The sequence below is a fragment of the Streptomyces sp. KPB2 genome (assembly GCF_003950055.1).
Taxonomy (GTDB): Bacteria; Actinomycetota; Actinomycetes; order Streptomycetales; family Streptomycetaceae; genus Streptomyces; species Streptomyces salinarius.
The window spans coordinates 6,257,841-6,280,257 of sequence record NZ_CP034353.1 but is presented as its reverse complement, the minus strand read 5'-3'; the positions used below and the strand labels follow the sequence as shown (position 1 = coordinate 6,280,257).

Genomic DNA, 22,417 nt, shown 5'->3' with positions numbered 1-22,417 from the left:
AACGACAACGTGGGGGTTCAGTGGGTTGAGAGGGTTCAGTGGGTTCGGTGGGGCCCGACGCGGAACCGCGTGAAGGTGGCGGTGCCGGCCTGTCCCTGGCCGGCGGGTGCGAGGGCGAACAGGCCGAGCAGTGCGCCGACCCAGCGCCAGGGGGTGGCGGCGAACTCCCGGCCGACGGGACACGGACCGTCGCCGAGGTCGTACGAGAAGCGGCAGCGCGCCCCCGGCACCGTCTCGATCCGCAGCCGCGCCCGTCCCCCGGGTGCGGGGCGGGGCCGGTCGGCGTCCCGCTCGGCCTCGGCCACCGACTCGGCGAACCGGTGCACCAGGTGCACGGTCCCGTCGGTGTCCCGCTGGAGCCCGATCCAGCGGTAGGCGTCGCCGAGCACCGCGAGCCCGGCCCGCGCCCCGGGTTCCTCGCTGTCCAGCCGCAGTTCGACCTCGATCACCGAGGGCTCGCCGGGGAAGCGCTGGGTGAGGACGCCCGGCAGCAGGCGCAGGTCGTGCGCGTCGGCCGAGCGGACGCAGGCCAGGCGCAGCCCGTCCCCGGCGTGCTGGGTGGCCCAGCCGGCCCGGGGGTTGGCCGTCCACGACCACTGGCGGCCGAACCGTCCGCCGGGGAAGTCGTCGTCGGTCGCGGGCGCTGCGGGCGGCTGCGGGGGCAGGGCGGGGCGCGGGTGCTCGGTGACCGGGGCGCCGTCGTCGCCCAGGACCGGCCAGCCGTCCGGCGACCACGTCATCGGCTGGAGGTGGACCACCCTGCCGTACGCGCCGCGCTGCTGGAAGTGCAGGAACCAGTCCTCGCCGGACTCCGTGCGCACCCAGCCGCCCTGGTGGGGGCCGTTGACGTCGGTGTCCTTCTGCTCCAGGACGACCTTCTCCTCGTAGGGTCCGAAGAAGTCCCGTGAGCGGAAGGCGCCCTGCCAGCCGGTCTCCACCGATCCGGCGGGGGCGAGGATCCAGTACCAGCCGTCGTGCCGGTAGAGCTTGGGGCCCTCCAGGGTGAACCAGCCGGGGAGCCGGTCGGCGTCGACGATCACCTTGCCCTCGTCGAGGAGTCCGGTGCCGTCGGGGCGCATGCGGTGGCCGGTGAGGCGGTTCTTGATCCCGGAGCGGGACCGGGCCCAGGCGTGCACGAGGTGCGCCTCGCCGGTCTCCTCGTCCCACAGGGGGCAGGGGTCGATCAGCCCCTTGCCCGCCTTGACCAGGTGGGGCGCGCTCCACGGGCCCCGGATGTCGGGGGCGTTGACCTGGAAGACGCCCTGGTCCGGGTCGCCCCAGAAGATCCAGAAGCGGCCCGCGTGGTGGCGCAGGGACGGTGCCCAGACGCCGCAGTCGTGGCGGGGCCGGGCGAACTCCCGCTCGGGCTCCAGGCGCTCCAGGGCGTGCCCGACCAGGGTCCAGTCGACCAGGTTCCGGGAGTGCAGCAGGGGCAGGCCGGGGACGCGGCCGAAACTGGAGGCAGTCAGGTAGAAGTCGTCGCCGACGCGGATCACGTCCGGGTCGGACCAGTCGGCGTTCAGGACGGGGTTGGTGTACGTCCCCGGGGTTCCGGGGACGGCCTGGGCGGCGGTCACGGGCTCACCGCCTTGCGGACGAGGGCGGCGGCGCCGTCCGCGTCGAGGCGGCCGTCGGCGACGACGGTGACGATCCGGCGGACCAGGGTGTCGCCGGGGGCGACGGTCACCCGCTCCTCGTGGGCCAGCGAGGAACCGACCCCCGGGTACTCCTCGGTACGCACGAACCACGGGTCGCGCCGGGTGCGTTCGGTGGCGCCGGCGAACACCAGCGACCAGGTCTCCCCGCTCAGCGCGAGCCAGTCCGCGCTGCCGCCGTGCACGTCCCGCTCGCCCTCCCGCTCGGCGGTGAACACCCTGGGCGCGGCGCTCTCCTTGCGGGCGCGCCAGAAGAAGCCGCCGTAGGCCGCGCCGGGGCGCCCGTTGGTGGCGGGGCTGCCGAGGCTGAGCGGGTCCGGGGTGACGTTGGTGAGGGAGAAGGTGAAGTCCAGTGCCCAGGCGGTGGCGGTGAGTTCGGTGGCCGCGACCGTGCGGCGCTCGCGCAGCAGCTCGGTGCCGGCGGCGACCCAGCGCAGTTCCTCGACGAAGCCGTCGGGGTCGCGGAGCTGGAAGGCGGTGTGCCGCTGGGTGCCGTGGTTGTCCAGCTCGGTCGGCCCCCGGCCCCGGACGAAGGTGCGCCCGCCCCAGAAGTTGTGCCCCTCGACGTCGGGAACGGCGACACCGACGCCGAGGTGATGGAGGTGGTCGGCAGGGCTGAACTCGGTGACGGCCGTGCCGGCCAGGGTGGTGACGGGGTGCAGGTAGGGGCGCGGGGAGAGCCGGTGGGGCAGCTCGGGCCGGGTGACGTAGCGGGCGACGGGGCGGCCCGCCACGCGCAGCACCGGGGAGTCGGTTCCGGTCATCGGGTGCTCACCTCGTGTCGCGGGTGCTCGGTGCGCGGCGCCCAGGGCGCGCCCAGTTCGGAGTAGAGGGAGAGGGTGTCGGCGGCGGCGGCCACGAGCGCGTCGATGCCGGGGACCACGCGGCGCATCTCCCCGGGCACACGGCGCCAGGCGGCGGCGGGCAGCGGCTCCGGGTCGGGCGCCCGGCGGATCGCCTCGACGACCCGCATGAAGGCGCCCGTCTCGTCCGGGGTCACCAGCAGCGGCGCACCGGTGGCGAGGTGGTCGACCAGGTTCTCCAGCAGGTCGGTGCGCCCGTGCTGGAACTCCTCGGGGCCGTGGCCGCCGCGCTGGAGCAGGACGCGGTCCTGCTTGTACCAGAAGGTGACGCGGCCGCTGGAGCCGTGCACCAGCACGTACGGCTCGCCGGCCCGCTCCGCGCACAGGGTGGCGGCGACGGTGACCCGGTGCCCGCGCTCGGTACCGATCCGCACGCAGGAGGTGTCGTCGGCCTCGATGTCGTTGGCGTGGCTCAGCTCGGTCTCGATGCCGGTGACGTCCTCGGCGCGGGCGGTGCCGCCGAGCGCGAGGGCGGTGGCGACGGCGTGGGCCAGCGGGTTGGTCAGCGCGCCGTCGATGACGTCGGCGCCGTTCAGCCGCCGCTTGCCCGACCAGGGCGCCCGGCGGAAGTAGGCCTCGTCGCGCACCCACGCGCCGGCCGCGCCGATGCCCACGACCTCCCCGATGGCGCCCTGGGCGACCAGCTCCCGGATGGCGGGCACGGCGTGCGAGCCCAGCGACTGGAACCCGATCTGGCAGGCGACCCCGGCCTCGGCGACCCCGTCGGCCATCCGCCGGAACTCGGCGTACGACGGCGCCGGGGGCTTCTCCAGGAGCAGGTGCACCCCCCGCCGGGCGGCGGTCAGCGCGAGGTCGGTGTGGGTGGGGATCGGCGTGCAGATCACGGCGATCCGGGCGCCCGTGGAGTCCAGCAGTGCGCCGAAGTCGGCGGACTGCTCGGGGAGTGCTCCCTGGGCCTCCTCCTCGGTCAGCGGGGTCAGTTCGCAGATGCCGGCCAGCCGGACCAGGCCCGCCCGTTCCAGGCGGCGGATGTTGGCGACGTGCCAGCGGCCGTGGCCGCGGGCGCCGGCGAGGACGACGGGTACCGGGGTCATCCCTTCACCGCCCCCGCGCTGAAGCCGGTGATCAGCCACTTCTGGATGAAGGCGAAGACGATCACGACGGGGACGGCGGCGACGATGCCGCCGGCGGCGAGCGCGCCGAGGTCGACGCTGTCCGCGCTCATCAGGGAGTTGAGGCCGACCGGGATGGTCTGCTTGTGCTGGTTGTTGAGGAACATCAGGGCGAACAGGAAGTGGTTCCAGGAGTGCACGAAGGCGAAGGAACCGACCGCGATGAGTCCCGGCCGCAGCAGGGGCAGTACGACGATCCGGAAGGCCCGGAAGCGTCCGCAGCCGTCGACCCAGGCGGCCTCCTCCAGGGAGTACGGCACGTTCTTGATGAAGTTGCTGATCAGGATGATCGACAGGGGCAGCTGGAAGACCGTCTCGGCGATGATGACGCTGCCCAGCGAGTTGATCATCTGGAGCCCGGCGAAGATCTCGAACAGCGGCACGAGCAGCAGCGCGCCGGGCACGAACTGGGAGCAGAGCAGGGCGAGCATGAAGCCCCGCTTGACCTTGAAGTCGAACCGGGCGAGGGCGTAGCCGCCGGCCAGGGCGACGAGCGTGGTCATCACCAGGGTCGCGAGTCCGACGTACACGCTGTTGGTGAAGTAGGTGCCGAAGCCGCGGTCGGTCCAGACCTTCTCGAAGTGGTCGGTGGTCATCGGCCAGGGCACGAGCGAGGTCGAGCCGGCCGGGCGCACCGCGAAGAGCAGGATCCAGTAGAACGGGATCAGGGTGAAGACCAGGTAGATCCCGAGCGGCAGGTAGATCTGCCAGCGGGGCACCTCGTCCCAGGCGGGGCGGCGCTTCTTCGCCGGCCGCGGTGGTGCGTGGTCGGCCCGCGCGGGGGCGGGGGCGGGCGCGGTGGCCTCCTTGGTGATCACTTGTTCTCGCCTCCGAACTTGCTCAGCCGCAGGTAGACGATCGAGCAGAAGAGCAGGATCACGAACGCGACCGTGGTGAGGGCCGACGCGTAGCCGAAGTCGTGGGCGTCGACGCTGGTGTTGGCGATGTACAGGGGCAACGTCGTGGTCTCGCCGGCGGGTCCGCCGCCGGTCAGGGTGTAGAGCAGGTCGACGTTGTTGAACTCCCACACCGCGCGCAGCAGCGTGGACAGGATGATGGCGTCCTTCAGGTGCGGCAGCGTGATGTGCCAGAACTGCTTGACGCGGCTGGCCCCGTCGACCTCGGCGGCCTCGTACAGGTCCTTGGAGACGGACTGGAGGTCGGCGAGGATGAGGATCGCGAAGAAGGGCACGCCGCGCCAGAGGTCGGCGACCACCGCCGCGGAGAACACGGTCGAGGTGTCGGAGAGCCAGCTGGTGCCGTACGAGCCGATGCCCATGTCGGCGAGGTAACGGGTGACTCCGGTCTGGGAGTTGTAGAGCAGCACCCAGATAGCCGAGGTCAGCACGCCGGAGACGGCCCACGGGGAGAAGACCAGCGCCCGCCCGATGCCCCGGCCCACGAAGGTCTGGTTGACGATGAGGGCCAGCGCCAGGCCGAAGAGCAGTTGCAGTCCGACCTCGACGAAGACCCACTTGGCGCTGAAGGTGAGGGTGTCCCAGAAGACCGCGTCGTCGGTGAAGATCTTGACGAAGTTGTCGAAGCCCGCGAAGCCGTTCCGCCACGGCTTGGTGGGGTTGTACTCCTGCAGGCTGTAGTAGAAGACGCTGATGACCGGGTAGGCGATGAAGCCCAGCATCAGCAGGGCGGCCGGTCCGATCAGCAGGTACGGGAGCCTGCGCGGCGTGGCCGAGGCACGGCGCCGCCGGGGTGGCGCGGGCGGTTTCGCCACGGCTGCGGCTTGGGCCATGACAGTTCTCCGTTCAGTTACGTCTACGTCGTGCGGGTGTCGTACAGGAAGCGCTTTCTCGGCGGGCAGGGCTGTGCGGAGGCGGTTCGTGTCGTACGGGGTTGAGCTGGAGTAGGGGTTCGGCCGGCGTACCGGGGTCAGCCGGCGTACGGGTCCTGCACCTTGCCCGGGCGGGCCAGGAACTCGAAGTCGCAGCCGGTGTCGGCCTGGGTGATCTGTTCGTTGTAGAGCGCGCCGTAGCCCCGTTCGTAGCGGGCGGGCGGCGGGGTCCAGGCGGCCCGGCGGCGCTCCAGCTCCTCGTCGTCCACGCCCAGGTGCAGGGTGCGGGCCTCGACGTCGAGGGTGATCGGGTCGCCGGTGCGCACCAGGGCGAGCGGTCCGCCGACGTACGACTCGGGGGCCACGTGCAGCACGCACGCGCCGTAACTGGTGCCGCTCATCCGGGCGTCGGAGATCCGGACCATGTCCCGCACGCCTTGCTTGAGCAGGTGGTCGGGGATGGGCAGCATGCCGTACTCGGGCATGCCCGGACCGCCCTTGGGGCCGGCGTTGCGCAGCACCAGCACGCTGTCGGCGGTGATGCCCAGCTCCGGGTCGTTGATGGTGCGCTGCATGGTCCTGTAGTCGTCGAAGACGACTGCGGGACCGGTGTGCTTGAGCAGGTGCGGCTCGGCGGCGATGTGCTTGATGACGGCGCCGTCCGGGCAGAGGTTGCCGCGCAGGACGGCGACCCCGCCCTCGCTCGCGACCGGATTGTCGCGGGGCCTGATGACGTCGTCGTGGTGGACGAGGGCGCCGTCGAGCTGCTCGCGCAGGGTGTCGTGGGAGACGGTGGGTCGGTCGAGGTGGAGCAGGTCGGTGATGCGGGAGAGGAAGCCGGGCAGGCCGCCGGCGAAGTGGAAGTCCTCCATCAGGTGGGTCTGTCCGCCGGGGCGGACGTTGGCGAGCACCGGGACGGTGCGGGCGATCCGGTCGAAGTCGTCCAGGGTGAGGGTGACTCCGGCGCGGCCCGCCATGGCGATCAGGTGGATCACGGCGTTGGTGGAGCCGCCGAGGCCGAGCACGGTGGTGACCGCGTCCTCGAAGGCGTCGGCGGTGAGGATGTCGCTCAGTTTCCGGTCCCGGTGGACCAGTTCGACGACGCGCAGTCCGGCGGCGGCGGCCATCCGGTCGTGCCCGGAGTCGACGGCCGGGATGCTGGAGGCGCCCGGGACCGTGACGCCGAGGGCCTCGGCGGCGGCGGTCAGCGTGGAGGCGGTGCCCATCGTCATGCAGTGGCCGGGCGAGCGGGCCAGGCCGCTCTCCAGCTCCTGCATCTCGCAGTCGCCGATGAGGCCGGCCCGCTTGTCGTCCCAGTACTTCCACATGTCGGTGCCGGAGCCGAGGGTCTCGCCGCGCCAGTGCCCGGGGAGCATGGGCCCGGCGGGGACGAAGACCGCGGGCAGGTCCACCGTGGCGGCGCCCATGAGCAGGGCGGGCGTGGACTTGTCGCAGCCGCCCATCAGCACGGCACCGTCGACCGGGTAGGAGCGCAGCAGCTCCTCGGTCTCCATGGCGAGGAGGTTGCGGTAGAGCATCGGGGTCGGCTTCTGGAAGGTCTCGCTGAGCGTGGAGACCGGGAATTCGAGGGGGAAGCCGCCCGCCTGCCACACTCCCCGCTTGACCGCCTGGGCGCGGTCGCGCAGGTGGACGTGGCAGGGGTTGATGTCGGACCAGGTGTTGAGGATGGCGATGACGGGCTTGCCGAGGTGCTCCTCGGGCAGGTAGCCGAGCTGGCGGGTGCGGGCGCGGTGGCTGAAGGAGCGCAGTCCGTCGGTGCCGTACCACTGGTGGCTGCGCAGCTCTTCCGGGGACTTCCTCGGGGTCATATGGACCACCCCGCGGCGATGGCGGCGACCTCGGCGCGCTCGCTCTCCGGCAGCGGCTTGCTCGGCGGGCGGACCTCACGGCGGCATAGGCCCAGCGAGGCGAGGGCCTCCTTGACCACGGTGACGTTGTTGGCGGAGCCGTTGGCGGCGCGCAGCTCCTCGAAGCGGCGGATCTGCTCCCAGACCTTCATGGCGGCCGGGTAGTCGCCGGAGCGCAGCGCTTCGATCATGTTCAGCGAGACGGCCGGGGCGACGTTCACCAGGCCCGAGGTGAAGCCGGTGGCGCCCGCGCTGAAGTACGAGGGGGCGTACGGCTCGGCGAGCCCGGCGACCCAGACGAAGCGGTCGAGGCCGGCGTCGCGGGCGAACGCGGCGAACTTCGAGGCGTCCGGCACCGCGTACTTCACGCCGATGACGTTGGGGCAGGCGTCGGCGAGGTCGGCGAGGCGGGCGCCGGTGAGCTGGGGGTTGCGGATGTAGGGCACCACGCCCAGCTCCGGCACGGCCTCGGCGATGGCGCGGTGGTAGTCGACCCAGCCGCCCTGGGAGACGTAGGGGTGGACAGGCTGGTGGACCATCACCATCGAGGCGCCCAGCTCGCGGGCGTGCCGGGCGGAGGCAACCGCGGTCGGCAGGTCGTGGCCGACACCGACCAGGATGTCCGCGCGCTCGCCGGTCTCCTCGATCGTCAGCTCGGTGACGAGGCGGCGCTCGGCCGGGTCTAGGGCGTAGAACTCTCCGGTGTTGCCGTTGGGGGTGAGGGTCGTGATGCCACCGTCGAGGAGACGACGCAGCAGGGCCCGGTAGGTGGCGGGGTCGACGGTGCCGTCCTCGGCGAACGGGGTCACCGGGATCGCCACCACGTCGGCCAGGGCCGCCCGCTGGGTCTCGAACGTCGCTGTCATGCCTGACCGTCCTCTTCCTGGGCCGCGGTCCCCGCTTCGGGGAAGGCCCGCTCGACGAAGGACGCGATGTGCGCGTGGAGGGCGCGGGCCGCGCCGTCCGCGTCACCGGCGAGGGCGAGGCGCAGGATCTCCTGGTGCTCGCCGGCCTCCCGTTCCCAGGAGGGGTCGGCGGCCCAGGCGACCGCGGAGACGAGGGCCGCCTGGTCGCGGACCTCGTCGAGCATCCGGCCGAGCAGCGGGTTGCCGCACGGCACGTACAGGGCGCGGTGGAACTCCCGGTTGGCCAGCGACCGTTCGGCCGTGTCCGTGGCCCGGTCGGCCTGGGTGAGCGCGTCCCGGGCGGCCTCCAGGGAGGCACCGCGGCGCACGGCGCGCCGCAGGGCCTCGGGCTCCAGGAGCAGCCGCACGTCGTAGACCTCGCGCGCCATGTCCGCGTCCACCATGCGCACGGTGACGCCCTTGTACTGGCTCATCACCACCAGTCCGGTCCCGGCCAGCGTCTTGAGCGCCTCGCGCACCGGTGTCTTGGACACCCCGAACTGTGCGGCGAGGTCGGTCTCGACCAGGGCCTGACCGGGGGTGAGCCGGCCGGTGAGGATGCGGCGTTTGATCTCCTCCAGCACGTACTGCGTGCGGGAGGGGATCGGCGTGGGCACAGAGGTCATGCGCGCCTCTCGGAATCTCGCGTCGGATGCGCGGACCGATCTCGGACATCAGATCTCGCGTATCGCGTCTCATATATGACGTACGGAGTACGACGCGTTGAAGGTAAGAGGGGCGCGCGGCGACGTCAATGCTCCTGACGAAGGAAGTTGTTCGGAGGCAGTTGTCTGGAGGGAGTCGCCCGGAGGAGGTTGTCCGGGTGCCGCCTCGCTCAGGCGGTGCGGGTCCAGCCCGGGTCGCGCCCGCTCAGCCCCACCGCGCGCTCCAGCAGCGGCGCGTCGGCGGGCACGGCGACGACCGGCCCGAACATGCCCTGGTCCCGGTCGGACTCGTCCGCGGCAGCGGCGAGCAGCCCGTAGGCCGCCCGCAGCGCGGCCGGGTCGGGGGTGTACTCCTGGCCGGTCGCGCGGGCCAGGTCCCAGCCGTGGATGACCAGTTCGTCGGCGACGACGGCACCGGCGACGGCGCCCGGCAGGTCGATGCCGCCGGCCCGGGTCATGCCGGTCCAGGCGTCGGGCTCGCGCCAGGCGTCGGCGAGCTCCCCGAGGACCTTCGCGAGCTCCTCGCGCCAGCCGGGCCCGACGTCCGGCACGGACGCCTCGGGGCTGGTGTCCGTGGTGGGTCCCAGGTCCTTGCGCGCGGCGTCGCGGAAGGCCAAGGCGAGGCCGGTCAGGTGCCCGAGCAGGTTGCGCACCGCGAGGTCGGGGCAGGGCGTCGGGTCCGCGAGCCGGTCCTCGCGGACGCCGTCGGCGAGGCGGGCCAGGATCCGGGTCTGCGGTCCGAGGTCGAGGGTGGCGGTGGTGGTCTCGTGTGTCATCCGTGTCTCCCGGGAACGTGCGCTCGCTCTGTCGGTGGGTAGACCGATCACGACAGCGAAACTCATCGGTCTCCGGGGCCCGCGCATAGGTCACCTGCCCGATGCCGGTCGTCGCGCCTTAGCGCCACGATGACCAGGCATGACGACAAGAACGACGGACACCGGGGAGGCGGGGCGGGCCCCCTGGCCCCTGGCCCGTGTCCTGCGCGACCGCAACGCCGGCCTGTATCTCGCCGGGGTGGTGGTGTCCGGTTTCGGCAGCTCGGCGCTCGGTCTGGCGGCGGGCGTGTGGGCGAAGGACCTCACCGGCTCGGACGGCCTGGCGGCGCTGTGTCTGCTCGCGCTCTGGGCGCCGACCCTGGCCGGACCCGCGCTCGGCACGGTCGCCGACCGGGTCCGGCGCAAACCGCTGCTGATCGCCGCGAACCTGCTGCCGGCCGGTCTCCTGCTCACCCTCTTCGCGGTCGACTCACGGGGAGCCCTGTGGCTGCTGTTCGCGGTGCTGTTCCTGTACGGCGTGGCCGGTGTCGTGCAGGACGCGGCCGAGTCGGCACTCGTGGCCGCCGCCGTCGATCCCGGCCTGCTCGGCGACTTCAACGGACTGCGCATGACCGCCAACGAGGGCATGAAGCTGGTCGCGCCCCTCGCCGGTGCGGGGCTCTACGCGGCGTACGGCGGCCCGAGCGTGGCGGCACTGGACGCGGCGACGTTCGTGCTGGCCACGGGGGTGTACGCGGCCCTGCGGGTGCGGGAGGCGCCACCGGAGCGACCCACGGTGAACTGGCGGCGGCAGACGGCGGAGGGCGCCCGGTACCTGTGGGGGCACCCGGGGCTGCGCCCGCTGGTCCTCGCGGGCGGGGTGACGATGCTGTGCGCGGGCGTCGGCGGCGCCACCCTGTACGCCGTCGTCGACAACCTGGGCCGCTCCCCCGCCTACGCCGGTGTCCTGTACGCCGTCCAGGGCGCCGGTTCGGTGACGGTCGGAATCCTGTCCGGCCCCGCTCTGCGCCGCCTGGGCCCGCGCCGGTTCGGGGCGGCCGGGATCGCCCTGTTCGCGGTGGCGGTGGCGGTGCGGGCGGTCCCGTCCGACGCGGTTGTCTGGGCGTCGAGCGTGGCGGTCGGCCTGGGCCTGCCGACAGTCCTGATCGCCGCGTTGACCGCCGTGCAGCGCGAGACGCCGGGGCCCCTGCTGGGCCGGGTCTCGGCGACGGCCAACTCCCTGGTCTTCGCCCCGAACGTCCTCGGCCTGGCCGCGGGCGCGGCTCTGGTGGAGACGGTCGGCCTGTGGCTGCTGCTGCCGGCCCTGGGCACGGTGCTGCTGGCGACGGCGGCGGCACTGGCGCCGGCCCGGAGGCCGACCGACCGGCGCACGCCGTCACCCGCGTAGGGCCAGCCACTCCTGGAGTTCGACGATGTTCCCCTCCGGATCCACGAGGTGGGCGACCCGCATGCGGTCCGTCATGGGGGCCGGACCACGCAGGAGCACGGCTCCCCGCGCGGTGAGCTCCTCGCAGTACCGGTCCAGGTCGTCGACCCGCAGGACGACGAGCGACCGGTGACCGGCCGGCTCGGCGGCGAGTTCGCCCAGCACGTGGGCCATCTGCGCGCGGTCCTGCAGGGCGATGCCCGCGGTGCCGCCGTCCGGGGCGAACTTCGCGTACGGGCCGTCCTCCGCCTCGAACTGCGGCTTCAGCCCCAGCACGTCCCGGTAGTAGCGGTAGCAGCCGGCGAAGTCCGTGACCGGGAGGCGGACCTGGGCGAGTTCCATGGGCATCCCCTTCGCAGAGCGCGACGAGGGCTACCGGGGTCGGTCGGTGACGACCGGCCAGGACGCCCTCGTCCACACCTTACGCGGCGGCCCCGAGCCCCGCCCGCACCGCCTCCAGATCCCCGTCCGACGCCAACCCCGCGTGATACAGCCGCAGTTCCGTCGCCCCCAGCTCCCGCGCGCGGGCCGCGTCGGCCGCGAGGGTGCCGGGGCTGCCGCCCATGCCGGAGACCACCGTGAGGTTGGCGGCGAGGACGGCGCCGTCGACGGCCTGTTCGGCGAACGGCGTCAGCAGGCCCGCGCCGCCCGTGCAGGGGACGACCACGCCGTCCGCGACGGACAGGACGTGCGCGGGGTCGACGCCGGCGTTGGCGCCGCAGTGGAAGGAGACCGGGTCGGCGTGCAGCAGGACCTGGAAGCCGTCGGGTGCGGCGGCGCGGACCGCCGAGACCGCCGCCTCCTGGAGGGTGCGGGCCCGGTCGTCCCGCCACGCGCGCGTGGCGTTCGCCGCCGCCTCGCCGAGGAGCTTCCCGACGCCCGCCCAGCCCCCGTCCGACGGCTCCGTCCCCCGCCACACCGGCTCCAGCGCGGTGCGTACGGCGGCGGCCAGTTCACCGGCGTCGAGGCCCCGGGTGCCGTAGCCCGCGCGGCAGTCGGGGCAGAAGCACAGCGACATCAGGTACTGCCCGGCGTCGCCGAGGGGCACCCCGCCGGTCTTGTCGTGGGCGTGCAGGTGGGCGAGGCCGTACCAGCCGAGGGACTCCAGCTCCGTGCCGCGCGCGCCGGGCCGTACCGCCGCCTCGGCGGCCAGGTCGGTGAGGTACGCGCGCGTGGCGGGCTGCGCGATGCAGGGCGCCCAGGGGTAGCGGTCGCCGTAGGCGTTGACGACGGAGGTGTGCGGGTGCTCCGCACCCAGGCGGGAGTTGTGGGCGAGGACGACCCACGTGTGCACGTCGAGGCCCGCGTCCGCCAGGGCGGCGGCGGCCTCGCCGTACGCGTCGCCGGGGGCCCAGTCGCCGGACTCGTACGGGCGGAGTGCCCGGTCCTGCCAGCGGGCGCCGTCCGGCGGGTAGAGGGCGGCCGCGTACTCGGCGGTGACGACGCGGTGGCTCGGGTGGCGGGGGGTGAGGGCGCGGGTGGAGTGGTAGGCGGCGGCGAGGGTCACCTGCGCCACGCCGAGGTCCGCGATGCGCGCCGGGGCCTGCGGGTCGCCGTTGACGTCCCAGGGGTAGACGAATGCCGACGCCTTCACCGGGCGGCTCCTTCCGCGAGCAGCGCCTGACCCCGCTCGATGATCCGCGCGAGCTGCTTCACGTGGTCCTCGGCCGGCTCCTGCAACGGCGTGCGCACCTCCCCCACGTCCAGGCCGCGCAGGCGTACGCCCGCCTTGACCAGGGCGACGGCGTATCCGCGGCCCTGGGCGCGCAGTTCGACGAACGGCCGGTAGAAGCCGTCCAGCAGGCGGTGCACGGTGGTGTCGTCGCCCTCGCGCAGCGCCCGGTGGAAGGCGACGGCGATCTCGGGGGCGAAGCAGAACACGGCGGAGGAGTAGAGGGGGACGCCCAGTGCGCGGTAGGAGAGCTGGGTCTGTTCGGCGGTCGGGAGTCCGTTGAAGTACAGGAACTCCTCGCCGGGCAGCTCCGTGCGCACCGCGCTGACGATGCGCTGCATCAGGTCGAGGTCGCCGAGCCCGTCCTTGAGGCCGACGACGCCGTCCGTGCGGGCGAGTTCGACGACGCTCTCGGGGGTGAACACGGCGTTGTCCCGCTGGTAGACGATCACGGGCAGCGGGGTCGCGGCGGCCACCTCCCGGTAGTGCCGCACCAGTCCCTCCTGCCCGGCGTGCACCAGGTAGGGCGGCATGGCGAGCAGCCCGTCGGCCCCGGCCTCCTCGGCGAGGCGGGCGTAGCGCACGGCGAGGGCGGTGCCGTAGCCCGCGCCCGCGAGCACGGGCACCCGGCCCGCGCTCTCCTCGACGGCCGCGCGGACACAGGCCGCGAACTCCTCGGGCGTGAGGGCGTGGAACTCGCCGGTGCCGCAGCAGGCGAACACGGCGGCGGCACCGGCCTCGACCCCGCGGCGCACATGGGTGCGGAAGACGTCGAGGTCGAGCCCGCCGTCGGGTCCGTACGCCGTGACGGGGAAGAACAGCGGTCCGCTGGGCACGGTGAGCCGGGCGGCGAGAGGGGCTGAGGTCACGGGCGCTCCCCATTCCGTGTGCGTGGTCGCATCACGACCGTCGTCGTCACACTTATGATTTGCGTCTATATTTCTGAACGCGACCACGCTAAGCCGCCCGGCGAACACCGTCAAGCAGGCGCCCTCTTGACGCGTGACCACCGGTTCCTTAGCGTGTCCACGCATATGAACACGAGGCACGCACTCGTACAACCGGTCACGGTGCCCCGCCCGGCGTACGGGTGCCGCCGCTTCAGGAGACCTAGGAGTCCCGAGGATGCCCGCTCCCCGCACCGTCCTGCTCACCGGCGCCGCCGGCGGCCTCGGCACCCTGATGCGGGAACTGCTCCCCGGCCACGGCTACCGGCTGCGCCTGCTCGACCTGCGCCCGGTCGAGGACGAGCCGGACGCGATCGTCGCCGACCTCGCCGACCGGGACGCCCTGCGCGAGGCGGTCCGGGGCGTCGACGCGATCATCCACCTCGCGGGCATCTCCCTGGAAGCCTCTTTCGAGAAGATCCTGGCGGCGAACATCGAGGGCACGTACAACCTGTACGAGGCCGCCCGCGAGGAGGGCGTCGGCCGCATCGTCTTCGCCTCCTCCAACCACGCCGTCGGCTACACCCCCCGCCCGCAGGGCGACGACCCCCTCATCCCGATCGGGACGCCGCGCCGCCCGGACACCTTCTACGGCCTGTCCAAGTGCTTCGGCGAGGACCTGGCCCAGCTCTACTGGGACAAGCACGGCATCGAGACCGTCTCCGTGCGCATCGGCTCCTGCTTCCCGGAACCGACCAGCGTGCGCATGCTCTCGGTGTGGATGAGCCCCGCCGACGGCGCCCGCCTCTTCCACGCGGCGCTCACCGCCGAGAACGTCGGGCACACCGTCGTCCACGGCTCCTCCGCCAACACCCGCCTGTGGTGGGACCTCACCTCCGCGCGGGCGCTCGGTTACGAGCCGCAGGACGACTCCGAGCCGTACGCCGCCAAGCTCCTCGCCGAACAGGGCGACCTCGACCCGGACGACCCCGCGCACGCGTGCCTGGGCGGCCACTTCGTGACCGACCCCCCGATCTGGCCGTACTGACCGGAAGACGACCCCACAGCACCCCCGAAGAGGCGGACGGGCACCGAACGGGCCCGTCCGCTTCGGCATGCGGGCATCCGCACTGCCCGTTCTCACCCCGCTGCGCGCTGCGCCCCAGGTCCGAGACGGGCACCCGGCACCGCAAACGGGCACAACCGGGCAGTATCGGATCCGCAACAGGCCTGGTCAGTGCCGCAGGACGCCTGTAGAACTTCCCCCAAGGGCCACGCGGGCCCGAACGGGCAACCACACGGCGACGAGGCGGTGAGGCAGGTGTTCGGCATGAGCACGAGGACGACGGAAGAGCGCCGGCACGAGATCGTGCGGGTCGCCCGCGCCACCGGCTCGGTCGACGTCACCGCGCTCGCCGCCGAACTGGGCGTCGCGAAGGAGACCGTACGACGGGACCTGCGCGCCCTGGAGGACCACGGCCTGGTCCGCCGCACCCACGGCGGCGCCTACCCGGTGGAGAGCGCCGGGTTCGAGACCACGCTCGCCTTCCGGGCCACCAGCCACGTGCCCGAGAAGCGCCGGATCGCGTCCGCCGCCGCCGAACTGCTCGGCGACGCCGAGACGGTCTTCATCGACGAGGGCTTCACCCCCCAGCTCATCGCCGAGGCCCTGCCCCGCGACCGGCCGCTGACCGTGGTCACCGCGTCCCTGCCGGTGGCCGGCGCGCTGGCCGAGGCCGGCGACACCTCCGTCCTGCTGCTCGGCGGCCGGGTCCGCTCGGGCACCCTGGCCACCGTCGACCACTGGACGACGAAGATGCTGGCCGGCTTCGTCATCGACCTGGCGTACATCGGCGCCAACGGCATCTCCCGCGAGCACGGTCTCACCACCCCCGACCCGGCGGTCTGCGAGGTCAAGGCCCAGGCCGTCCGGGCCGCCCGCCGCACGGTGTTCGTCGGCGCGCACACCAAGTTCGGCGCGGCCAGTTTCTGCCGCTTCGCGGAGGTCGGCGCCCTGGAGGCCGTCGTCACCAGCACGTTGCTCCCCACGGCCGAGGCCCACCGTTATTCGCTGCTCGGCCCCCAGGTCATCCGCGTCTGAGACACCGTCACACCCCGTCCCGTCCCCTCCCCTTTCCTCCCCGCACGGCACATCCACACCCCTCACTGCCCCTTATATCCCCTTACCTCCCCAAACGTTCAGGAGCGATCCATGCGAACCCAGAGCCGACGGAGGCCGCGAGCCACGCTCGCCATGGCCGCCGCAGGGACGCTGCTCGCCCCGCTGCTCACCGGCTGCTGGGTCGGGGCGGGCGGCGCCGGATCCGGCGGCAACGCCATCAACGTCCTGATGGTGAACAACCCGCAGATGGTCGAGTTGCAGAAGCTCACCGCGGACCACTTCACCAAGGACACCGGCATCAAGGTGAACTTCACCGTCCTGCCCGAGAACGACGTCCGCGACAAGATCAGCCAGGACTTCGCCAACCAGGCCGGCCAGTACGACGTGGCGACCCTCTCCAACTACGAGATACCGATCTACGCCCGCAACGACTGGCTGCACGAGATGAACTCCTACGTCGCCGAGGACCCGGGCTACGACGAGGAGGACATCCTCGGCCCGATGCGCGAGTCGCTCACCGGCGACGACGGCAAGCTCTACGGGCAGCCCTTCTACGGCGAGTCGTCCTTCCTGATGTACCGCAAGGACCTGTTCGCCGAGGCGGGCCTGACCATGCCCGAGCACCCCACCTGGACCCAGGTGGCGGACTTCGCCGAGAAGCTCGACGGGGCCGAGCCCGGCATGAAGGGCATCTGCCTGCGCGGACTGCCAGGCTGGGGCGAGCTGATGGCGCCCCTGACGACGGTCGTGAACACCTTCGGCGGCACCTGGTTCGACCAGGACTGGCAGGCCCGGCTCGACTCCCCCGAGTGGGAGAAGGCGACGAAGTTCTATGTCGACCTCGTCCGCGAGCACGGCGAGTCCGGCGCCGCCCAGTCCGGCTTCGCCGAGTGCCTGAACAACATGACGCAGGGCAAGGTCGCCATGTGGTACGACGCCACCTCCGCGGCCGGCTCCCTGGACGCCGCCGACTCCCCGGTCAAGGGCAAGATCGGCTACGCGCCCGCCCCGGTGGAGAAGACGGACTCCGCCGGCTGGCTCTACACCTGGGCCTGGGGCATCCAGAAGGCCTCCCGCAACTCCGACAAGGCCTGGAAGTTCGTCTCCTGGGCCTCCAGCAAGGAGTACGAGCAGCTCGTCGGCGACGAGATCGGCTGGTCCAACGTCCCGGCCGGCAAGCGCGCCTCGACGTACGAGAACCCGGCCTACGTCAAGGAGGCCGCCGCCTTCCAGGAGATGACCAGGAAGGCCATCGAGGGCGCCAGGCCCAAGGACCCCGGCCTGCAGCCGCGGCCCGCGCCCGGCATCCAGTTCGTCGGCATCCCCGAGTTCACCGACCTCGGTACCAAGGTCTCGCAGGAGATCAGCGCGGCCATCGCCGGACGCCAGTCCGTCGAGGAGGCCCTGAAGAAGTCCCAGCAGCTCGCCGAGCAGATCTCCGAGGAGTACGAGGGACGATGACCGCCACGACCACGGCCCCCTCGGCCGCACCCGAGAACACCCGCCCCACCGTCCGCCCGCCGTCCAACCGGCTGCGCGCCTGGGCCACCCGCGCCCCGCTCCTGCCCGCCCTGGTCTTCATGATCGTGGTCACCCAGCTGCCCTTCGTGGCGACGCTGGTGATCTCCTTCTTCGACTGGAACGCCCTCTACCCGGACGCCCGCAGCTTCACCGGCTTCGCCAACTACGGCGACGTCCTCGGCGACCCCGCCCTGCGCAAGTCGGTGTGGACGACGATCCTGCTGACCGTCGCGGTCGTCCTGGCCAGCCTGGTCCTCGGCCTGGCCCTCGCCCTGCTGCTCGACCGGAGGTTCAAGGGCCGCGGCGTGGTCCGCACCCTCCTGATCGCGCCGTTCCTGGTGGTCCCGGTGGCGGCCGCCCTGCTCTGGAAGCACGTCCTCTACAACCCCGAGTACGGCCTGCTCAACGGCCTGTTGCACTACGTCGGCGGACCCCAGCCGGACTGGATCTCCAACACCCCGCTGCTCGCGGTCGAGGCCTCGCTGGTGTGGCAGTGGACGCCGTTCATGATGCTCATCCTGCTGGCCGGACTGCAGAGCCGGGACCAGCAGCAGATCGAGGCCGCCCGGGTGGACGGCGCGGGCGACTGGCAGATCTTCGTCCACCTCACCCTGCCCCACCTGCGCCGCTACCTCGAACTCGGCGCCCTGCTCGGCTCGATCTACATCGTCCAGAACTTCGACGCGGTCTTCACGATCACGTCCGGCGGCCTGGGCACGGCCAACCTGCCCTACACCGTCTACCAGAGCTTCTACCAGGCCCACGAGAACGGGCTCGCCTCGGCCGCGGGCGTCCTGGTCGTCATCGGCTCGATCATCATCGCCACCTTCGCGCTGCGCGTGGTGTCGTCCCTGTTCCGCGAGGAGGTCGGCCGCGCATGAGCGCCACCGCCGTACGCCCCATCGTCACCGACGCCAAGCCGCCCGTACGCACCCGCCGCAGGGCCGGTGCCGGCCTGGGCCTGGTGGCCTGGCTGGTGGGCATCGTCTTCTTCCTGCCCATCGCCTGGATGGCGCTGACCTCCTTCCACTCGGAGTCGGACGCGGCCACCAACCCGCCCTCCTTCGCGGCCTCCCTGACGCTGGACGGCTACCGCGAGTTCTTCGGCGCGGGGGGCGGCGCCAGCCCCTGGCCGGCGCTGATCAACTCGGCGGTGGCGTCGATCGCCTCGACGCTCTTCGTCCTGGTCCTGGCCCTGCCCGCCGCCTACGCCCTGTCCATCCGCCCGGTGAAGAAGTGGACGGACGTCCTGTTCTTCTTCCTCTCCACCAAGATGCTGCCGGTGGTGGCGGGCCTGCTGCCGATCTACCTGTTCGCCAAGAACACCGACATGCTGGACAACATCTGGCTGCTGGTCATCCTCTACACGTCGATGAACCTGCCGATCGCGGTCTGGATGATGCAGTCCTTCCTGGCCGAGGTCCCGGTCGCGATCATCGAGGCGGCCCGGGTGGACGGCGCGAAACTGCCCACCATCCTGGTCCGCGTGGTGGCCCCCATCGCCCTGCCGGGCATCGCCGCGACGTCCCTGATCTGCTTCATCTTCAGCTGGAACGAGTTGCTCTTCGCCCGGGTCCTGACGGGCGTGGTCGCCGAGACCGCCCCCGTCTTCCTTACCGGCTTCATCACCAGCCAGGGCCTCTTCCTGGCCAAGGTGTGCGCCGCGTCGCTCGTCATCTCCCTGCCGGTGCTCGCCGCGGGGTTCGCCGCCCAGGACAAACTGGTCCAGGGCCTGTCGTTGGGAGCCGTGAAATGAAGGCCGCCGTCATCGAGTCCGTGGGCCGCGCCGTCGTCACCGAGGTCCCCGACCCGACGCCAGGGCCGCGCGAGGTCGTCGTCGAGGTCGCCGCCTGCGGCCTGTGCGGCACCGACCTGCACATCCTCCAGGGCGAGTTCGCGCCCAAGCTCCCGATCGTGCCGGGCCACGAGTTCGCGGGCGCGGTGGTCGGCGTCGGCGACCGGGTCACGGAGGTGTCGGTCGGCGACCGGGTCGCGGTCGACCCCTCCCTCTACTGCTACGAGTGCCGCTACTGCCGCACCGGCCACAACAACCTCTGCGAACGCTGGGCGGCCATCGGCGTGACCACGGCGGGCGGCGCGGCCCAGTACGCGGTGGCGCCGGTCGCGAACTGCGTGAAGCTCCCCGAGCACGTCCGCACCCAGGACGCGGCCCTGATCGAGCCGCTCTCCTGCGCTGTCCGCGGCTACGACGTCCTCCAGTCCCGCCTCGGCGCCCACGTCCTGATCTACGGCTCCGGCACGATGGGCCTGATGATGCTGGAGCTGGCCAAGCGGACCGGCGCGGCCAGCGTCGACATGGTCGACCTCAATCCGACCCGCCTGGAAACGGCCCGCAAGCTCGGCGTCTCGGCGTCGGCGGCGACCCCGGACGAGCTGGACCGCCCCCAGGGCTGGGACCTGGTCATCGACGCCACGGGCAACGCGGCGGCGATCCAGGACGGCCTGGACCGCGTCGCCAAGGCCGGCACCTTCCTCCAGTTCGGCGTCGCCGACTACGCGACGCGCGTCCAGATCGACCCGTACCGCATCTACAACCAGGAGATCACCATCACCGGCTCGATGGCCGTCCTCCACAGTTACGAACGCGCGGCGGAACTGTTCGCGAACGGTGTCCTGGACCCGGACGTCTTCATCAGCGACCGCATCGAACTGGACCGCTACCCGCAGGCCCTGGAGCAGTTCGCGGCGGGCGTGGGCCGCAAGATCGTAGTCGTGCCGTGACTTCATAGCCCGTCCGGCGTTTGAGGACGAGGCCGTCCAGGCCGAAAGGCGGGGGTCTGGGGGCGGCAGCCCCCAGGGACGATGGGGGCACCTCCCGCTCGAGCGAAGCCGAGAGTGGGGGAGGGAAGGGGCGGCGGGGGCGAAATCCACTGGGCCGCCCCCACCGCCGCCTCCTACCATCCCGCCATGCCCAACCCGAACGGCTTCGCCTACACCGCCACCGCATCCGGCACCGTCCACATCACCCACCACAACCACCCCGCCACCACCCTCAACGGCTCCCGGGCCGCCCGCTTCCTGCAAGAGGTCACGGCGGGCGACCCCCAGCTGGTCATGGCCCGCTGGACCGGCAACTACAAGCACGGCAACGAACGCACGGCCCGCAACCACCCCCGAAACCGCCGCTGACCGGGCGCCGACCCGTCGCTCGGGGCCGCGAACCCGATTGGCCCCCGGGTAAGGGAACGGTAAAACGCCCTCGCTCGTTCACCGGGCATGACAGCTATGACCCCCGGCTCGAACATCCCCCTCTCCGCCGCCCGCGTGACGGTGGACGTCGCCGCGCCCGTGCGGCTCGACGTATCGGGCCTGCTGCTCACCGCCGACGGCAAGGTGCGCTCCGACGACGACTTCATCTTCTACAACCAGCCCACCGGCCAGGGCGTGACCTACCGCTCCGGCGGCGGCACCGCCCCGGACGCGATCACGGTCGACACCGCCGCCGTCCCGCCGGGCATCGAGAAGATCGTCGTCACCGCCAGCCCGGACGCCGCCGGCCAGACCTTCCAGGGCATCGAGCCGACCGCCACCATCCGCAACGCGGACGACAACTCCGTCCTCGCCACCTTCACGCCCCCGCAGCTCGGCGCCGAGACCGCCCTGGTCATCGTCGAGGTCTATCTGCGCAACGGCGCCTGGAAGGCCCGCGCGGTCGGCCAGGGCTACGCCAACGGCCTGGCCGGCATCGCGACGGACTTCGGCGTCACGGTGGAGGAGCCCGCGCCGGCCGCTCCCCCGGCCCAGCCGGCGGCCCCGCAGCGGTCCCACGCGGCCACGCCGCCCCCGCCCGCCGCCGCGCCCACGATGCCGGCCGCGCCGCCCGCCCCGCCCGCCGCTCCGCCGGCCCCCGCACCGGGCACCGGCAAGATCAACCTCGACAAGGGCCGGGTCAGCCTCCAGAAGAACCAGACCGTCTCCCTGGTCAAGGGCGGCCGGCCGGTGCTCTCCCAGGTCAAGATGGGCCTCGGCTGGGAGCCGGCGTACCGCGGCAAGGACATCGACCTGGACGCGTCCGTCATCGCCTACGGCCCGCAGCGCAACCACATCGACAGCTGCTACTTCGGCAAGCTCTCCATCGTGAACGGCGCGATCAAGCACTCCGGCGACAACCTGACCGGTGAGGGCGGCGGCGACGACGAGGTGATCGTCGTGGACCTCGGCCGGCTCCCGCAGGAGGTCTCCGGCCTGGTCTTCACGGTGAACTCCTTCTCCGGCCAGAAGTTCACGGAGGTCGCCAAGGCCTACTGCCGCCTCCTGGACGCCGCCACCGGCGAGGAGCTGGTCCGGTTCGACCTCACCAGCGCCGAGCCGCAGACCGGCGTGATGATGGCGAAGCTGATCCGCCAGTACTCGGGCGAGTGGGAGATGACCGCCATGGGCGACTTCGTCAAGTCCCGCACGGTCCGCGGCATGGTGAAGCCGGCCGCGCAGGCGCTGTAGCCGACCGGGACGCACGGGGGCGCCCGGCGGCGGGCGCCCCTACCCCCGTCCCAGTCCCTCCATGACCAGCGACAGATACCGCCGTACGGCCGTGCCGTCCACCTCGTCGGCCGCCTCGGCCGCCGTCACCACCCCGTGCAGCAGCCGCAGCACCTCGACCGGCTCGACGTCCGGCCGCAGTTGCCCCGCCTCCTGCGCGGCCCGCACCAGCCGGGTCGCCGCGCCCCGCACGCAGTCGCCGCACGCGGGTCCGCCGCCGGTGACGGCCGTACCGAGCAGCGCCTTCAGGCCGCGCACCTGGAGCATGCCGACGGCCAGCTCGTCGAGCCACGCCAGCAGCGCCGCACCCGCCGGCCGCGCGGCCGCGATCACGTCGGCGCGGGCCGCGATCGCTTCGAGGCGCTCCAGGTAGGCGGCCTCCAGCAGCGCCTGCCGCGTCGGGAAGTGCCGGTACAGGGTGCCCACCCCCACCCCGGCACGCCGGGCGATGTCGTCCAGGGAGGCACCCTCACCGTGCTCGGCGAACGCCTCCGCCGCGACCGCCAGCAACCGCTCACGGTTACGCCGCGCATCCGCCCGCATGGGCCTGACCTGCGCCATCCCGGGCCTTTCTGCACACAGGGGTCCGTCGCCGCACCCTACCGCGCGAGGGCGCTCCCTTCGAGACCGGTCGA

At 72.5% G+C, this 22,417-nt stretch carries 22 protein-coding genes; 9 read left to right on the top strand and 13 right to left on the bottom strand.

Annotated elements, in window-relative coordinates; genetic code table 11:
* Window positions 1-35: 35 nt before the first annotated feature.
* The 9 genes from D1J63_RS28300 to D1J63_RS28260 form a co-directional block, all read right to left on the bottom strand.
* Window positions 36-1,577 carry a glycoside hydrolase 43 family protein gene (locus tag D1J63_RS28300; protein ID WP_125632751.1) on the bottom strand — a complete coding sequence of 514 codons (1,542 nt, stop codon included), beginning with the start codon at window positions 1,575-1,577 and terminating at the stop codon, window positions 36-38.
* Window positions 1,574-2,419, bottom strand: a complete 846-nt coding sequence (locus tag D1J63_RS28295) for a PmoA family protein (RefSeq protein ID WP_102927762.1) — start codon at window positions 2,417-2,419, stop codon at window positions 1,574-1,576. Before D1J63_RS28295 ends, D1J63_RS28300 begins: the two co-directional genes overlap by 4 nt.
* The gene (locus D1J63_RS28290; RefSeq protein WP_102927761.1) at window positions 2,416-3,573 is read right to left on the bottom strand and encodes a Gfo/Idh/MocA family oxidoreductase; all 1,158 of its coding nucleotides are present in this window, start codon (window positions 3,571-3,573) and stop codon (window positions 2,416-2,418) included. The genes D1J63_RS28295 and D1J63_RS28290 overlap by 4 nt, the downstream gene beginning before the upstream one ends.
* Window positions 3,570-4,469, bottom strand: a complete 900-nt coding sequence (locus D1J63_RS28285) for a carbohydrate ABC transporter permease (protein WP_125632749.1) — start codon at window positions 4,467-4,469, stop codon at window positions 3,570-3,572. The genes D1J63_RS28290 and D1J63_RS28285 overlap by 4 nt, the downstream gene beginning before the upstream one ends.
* The gene (locus tag D1J63_RS28280) at window positions 4,466-5,401 is read right to left on the bottom strand and encodes a sugar ABC transporter permease (protein WP_125632747.1); all 936 of its coding nucleotides are present in this window, start codon (window positions 5,399-5,401) and stop codon (window positions 4,466-4,468) included. The genes D1J63_RS28285 and D1J63_RS28280 overlap by 4 nt, the downstream gene beginning before the upstream one ends.
* Before the next feature lie 137 nt (window positions 5,402-5,538).
* On the bottom strand, window positions 5,539-7,269 hold the full coding sequence (araD, locus tag D1J63_RS28275; protein WP_125632745.1) for an L-arabinonate dehydratase: 1,731 nt from the start codon (window positions 7,267-7,269) through the stop codon (window positions 5,539-5,541).
* Window positions 7,266-8,174, bottom strand: a complete 909-nt coding sequence (locus D1J63_RS28270) for a dihydrodipicolinate synthase family protein (protein ID WP_125632743.1) — start codon at window positions 8,172-8,174, stop codon at window positions 7,266-7,268. Before D1J63_RS28270 ends, araD begins: the two co-directional genes overlap by 4 nt.
* On the bottom strand, window positions 8,171-8,839 hold the full coding sequence (locus D1J63_RS28265; RefSeq protein WP_125632742.1) for a GntR family transcriptional regulator: 669 nt from the start codon (window positions 8,837-8,839) through the stop codon (window positions 8,171-8,173). Before D1J63_RS28265 ends, D1J63_RS28270 begins: the two co-directional genes overlap by 4 nt.
* Window positions 8,840-9,048: 209 nt before the next feature.
* On the bottom strand, window positions 9,049-9,654 hold the full coding sequence (locus D1J63_RS28260; RefSeq protein WP_125632740.1) for a TIGR03086 family metal-binding protein: 606 nt from the start codon (window positions 9,652-9,654) through the stop codon (window positions 9,049-9,051).
* Between the two features lie 139 nt (window positions 9,655-9,793).
* Between D1J63_RS28260 and D1J63_RS28255 the strand changes: the two genes are divergently transcribed.
* Window positions 9,794-11,041 carry an MFS transporter gene (locus D1J63_RS28255; RefSeq protein ID WP_125632738.1) on the top strand — a complete coding sequence of 416 codons (1,248 nt, stop codon included), beginning with the start codon at window positions 9,794-9,796 and terminating at the stop codon, window positions 11,039-11,041.
* Here D1J63_RS28255 and D1J63_RS28250 read toward each other — a convergent pair.
* The 3 genes from D1J63_RS28250 to D1J63_RS28240 all read right to left on the bottom strand — a co-directional run bounded on the left by D1J63_RS28250 (window position 11,030) and on the right by D1J63_RS28240 (window position 13,621).
* Window positions 11,030-11,422 (bottom strand): VOC family protein, encoded by a 393-nt coding sequence (locus D1J63_RS28250; protein WP_125632736.1) that lies wholly within the window; start codon window positions 11,420-11,422, stop codon window positions 11,030-11,032. The two genes, D1J63_RS28255 and D1J63_RS28250, sit on opposite strands and share 12 nt — an antisense overlap.
* 79 nt (window positions 11,423-11,501) lie before the next feature.
* A complete protein-coding gene (locus tag D1J63_RS28245) occupies window positions 11,502-12,674 on the bottom strand; it encodes a hypothetical protein (protein WP_125632734.1) in 1,173 nt (390 codons plus the stop codon).
* Window positions 12,671-13,621 carry a 5-dehydro-4-deoxyglucarate dehydratase gene (locus D1J63_RS28240; protein ID WP_125632732.1) on the bottom strand — a complete coding sequence of 317 codons (951 nt, stop codon included), beginning with the start codon at window positions 13,619-13,621 and terminating at the stop codon, window positions 12,671-12,673. Before D1J63_RS28240 ends, D1J63_RS28245 begins: the two co-directional genes overlap by 4 nt.
* A gap of 256 nt (window positions 13,622-13,877) precedes the next feature.
* Here D1J63_RS28240 and D1J63_RS28235 point away from each other — a divergent pair, with 256 nt between their 5' ends.
* The 8 genes from D1J63_RS28235 to D1J63_RS28200 all read left to right on the top strand — a co-directional run bounded on the left by D1J63_RS28235 (window position 13,878) and on the right by D1J63_RS28200 (window position 21,743).
* Window positions 13,878-14,687, top strand: a complete 810-nt coding sequence (locus D1J63_RS28235) for an NAD(P)-dependent oxidoreductase (protein WP_125632730.1) — start codon at window positions 13,878-13,880, stop codon at window positions 14,685-14,687.
* A 282-nt stretch (window positions 14,688-14,969) separates the two neighbouring features.
* Window positions 14,970-15,740, top strand: a complete 771-nt coding sequence (locus D1J63_RS28230) for a DeoR/GlpR family DNA-binding transcription regulator (RefSeq protein ID WP_125632728.1) — start codon at window positions 14,970-14,972, stop codon at window positions 15,738-15,740.
* A gap of 111 nt (window positions 15,741-15,851) precedes the next feature.
* On the top strand, window positions 15,852-17,222 hold the full coding sequence (locus tag D1J63_RS28225; RefSeq protein ID WP_125632726.1) for a sugar ABC transporter substrate-binding protein: 1,371 nt from the start codon (window positions 15,852-15,854) through the stop codon (window positions 17,220-17,222).
* A complete protein-coding gene (locus D1J63_RS28220; RefSeq protein ID WP_125632724.1) occupies window positions 17,219-18,163 on the top strand; it encodes a sugar ABC transporter permease in 945 nt (314 codons plus the stop codon). Before D1J63_RS28225 ends, D1J63_RS28220 begins: the two co-directional genes overlap by 4 nt.
* Complete coding sequence (locus tag D1J63_RS28215; RefSeq protein ID WP_125632722.1) at window positions 18,160-19,038, top strand: carbohydrate ABC transporter permease; 879 nt, start codon at window positions 18,160-18,162, stop codon at window positions 19,036-19,038. The genes D1J63_RS28220 and D1J63_RS28215 overlap by 4 nt, the downstream gene beginning before the upstream one ends.
* Window positions 19,035-20,024: a zinc-dependent alcohol dehydrogenase family protein gene (locus D1J63_RS28210; protein WP_125632720.1), complete on the top strand. Its 990-nt coding sequence runs from the start codon at window positions 19,035-19,037 to the stop codon at window positions 20,022-20,024. Before D1J63_RS28215 ends, D1J63_RS28210 begins: the two co-directional genes overlap by 4 nt.
* A gap of 186 nt (window positions 20,025-20,210) precedes the next feature.
* Window positions 20,211-20,432 carry a hypothetical protein gene (locus D1J63_RS28205; protein WP_125632718.1) on the top strand — a complete coding sequence of 74 codons (222 nt, stop codon included), beginning with the start codon at window positions 20,211-20,213 and terminating at the stop codon, window positions 20,430-20,432.
* 96 nt (window positions 20,433-20,528) lie between these two features.
* Entirely contained in the window at window positions 20,529-21,743 is a 1,215-nt protein-coding gene (locus tag D1J63_RS28200; protein WP_125635874.1) for a TerD family protein, read from the top strand.
* Between the two features lie 39 nt (window positions 21,744-21,782).
* Here D1J63_RS28200 and D1J63_RS28195 read toward each other — a convergent pair whose 3' ends face one another.
* Window positions 21,783-22,343 (bottom strand): TetR/AcrR family transcriptional regulator, encoded by a 561-nt coding sequence (locus D1J63_RS28195; protein WP_125632716.1) that lies wholly within the window; start codon window positions 22,341-22,343, stop codon window positions 21,783-21,785.
* Window positions 22,344-22,417: the final 74 nt, after the last annotated feature.

What these genes read in the sequence shown, in the direction of transcription:
- D1J63_RS28295 (WP_102927762.1), bottom strand. Translation starts at nt 2,419, where the DNA reads ATGACCGGAACCGACTCCCCGGTGCTGCGCGTGGCGGGCCGCCCCGTC.
- D1J63_RS28290 (WP_102927761.1), bottom strand. Translation starts at nt 3,573, where the DNA reads ATGACCCCGGTACCCGTCGTCCTCGCCGGCGCCCGCGGCCACGGCCGC.
- D1J63_RS28280 (WP_125632747.1), bottom strand. Translation starts at nt 5,401, where the DNA reads ATGGCCCAAGCCGCAGCCGTGGCGAAACCGCCCGCGCCACCCCGGCGG.
- araD (WP_125632745.1), bottom strand. Translation starts at nt 7,269, where the DNA reads ATGACCCCGAGGAAGTCCCCGGAAGAGCTGCGCAGCCACCAGTGGTAC.
- D1J63_RS28270 (WP_125632743.1), bottom strand. Translation starts at nt 8,174, where the DNA reads ATGACAGCGACGTTCGAGACCCAGCGGGCGGCCCTGGCCGACGTGGTG.
- D1J63_RS28265 (WP_125632742.1), bottom strand. Translation starts at nt 8,839, where the DNA reads ATGACCTCTGTGCCCACGCCGATCCCCTCCCGCACGCAGTACGTGCTG.
- D1J63_RS28260 (WP_125632740.1), bottom strand. Translation starts at nt 9,654, where the DNA reads ATGACACACGAGACCACCACCGCCACCCTCGACCTCGGACCGCAGACC.
- D1J63_RS28255 (WP_125632738.1), top strand. Translation starts at nt 9,794, where the DNA reads ATGACGACAAGAACGACGGACACCGGGGAGGCGGGGCGGGCCCCCTGG.
- D1J63_RS28250 (WP_125632736.1), bottom strand. Translation starts at nt 11,422, where the DNA reads ATGGAACTCGCCCAGGTCCGCCTCCCGGTCACGGACTTCGCCGGCTGC.
- D1J63_RS28235 (WP_125632730.1), top strand. Translation starts at nt 13,878, where the DNA reads ATGCCCGCTCCCCGCACCGTCCTGCTCACCGGCGCCGCCGGCGGCCTC.
- D1J63_RS28230 (WP_125632728.1), top strand. Translation starts at nt 14,970, where the DNA reads ATGAGCACGAGGACGACGGAAGAGCGCCGGCACGAGATCGTGCGGGTC.
- D1J63_RS28225 (WP_125632726.1), top strand. Translation starts at nt 15,852, where the DNA reads ATGCGAACCCAGAGCCGACGGAGGCCGCGAGCCACGCTCGCCATGGCC.
- D1J63_RS28220 (WP_125632724.1), top strand. Translation starts at nt 17,219, where the DNA reads ATGACCGCCACGACCACGGCCCCCTCGGCCGCACCCGAGAACACCCGC.
- D1J63_RS28215 (WP_125632722.1), top strand. Translation starts at nt 18,160, where the DNA reads ATGAGCGCCACCGCCGTACGCCCCATCGTCACCGACGCCAAGCCGCCC.
- D1J63_RS28210 (WP_125632720.1), top strand. Translation starts at nt 19,035, where the DNA reads ATGAAGGCCGCCGTCATCGAGTCCGTGGGCCGCGCCGTCGTCACCGAG.
- D1J63_RS28205 (WP_125632718.1), top strand. Translation starts at nt 20,211, where the DNA reads ATGCCCAACCCGAACGGCTTCGCCTACACCGCCACCGCATCCGGCACC.
- D1J63_RS28200 (WP_125635874.1), top strand. Translation starts at nt 20,529, where the DNA reads ATGACCCCCGGCTCGAACATCCCCCTCTCCGCCGCCCGCGTGACGGTG.
- D1J63_RS28195 (WP_125632716.1), bottom strand. Translation starts at nt 22,343, where the DNA reads ATGGCGCAGGTCAGGCCCATGCGGGCGGATGCGCGGCGTAACCGTGAG.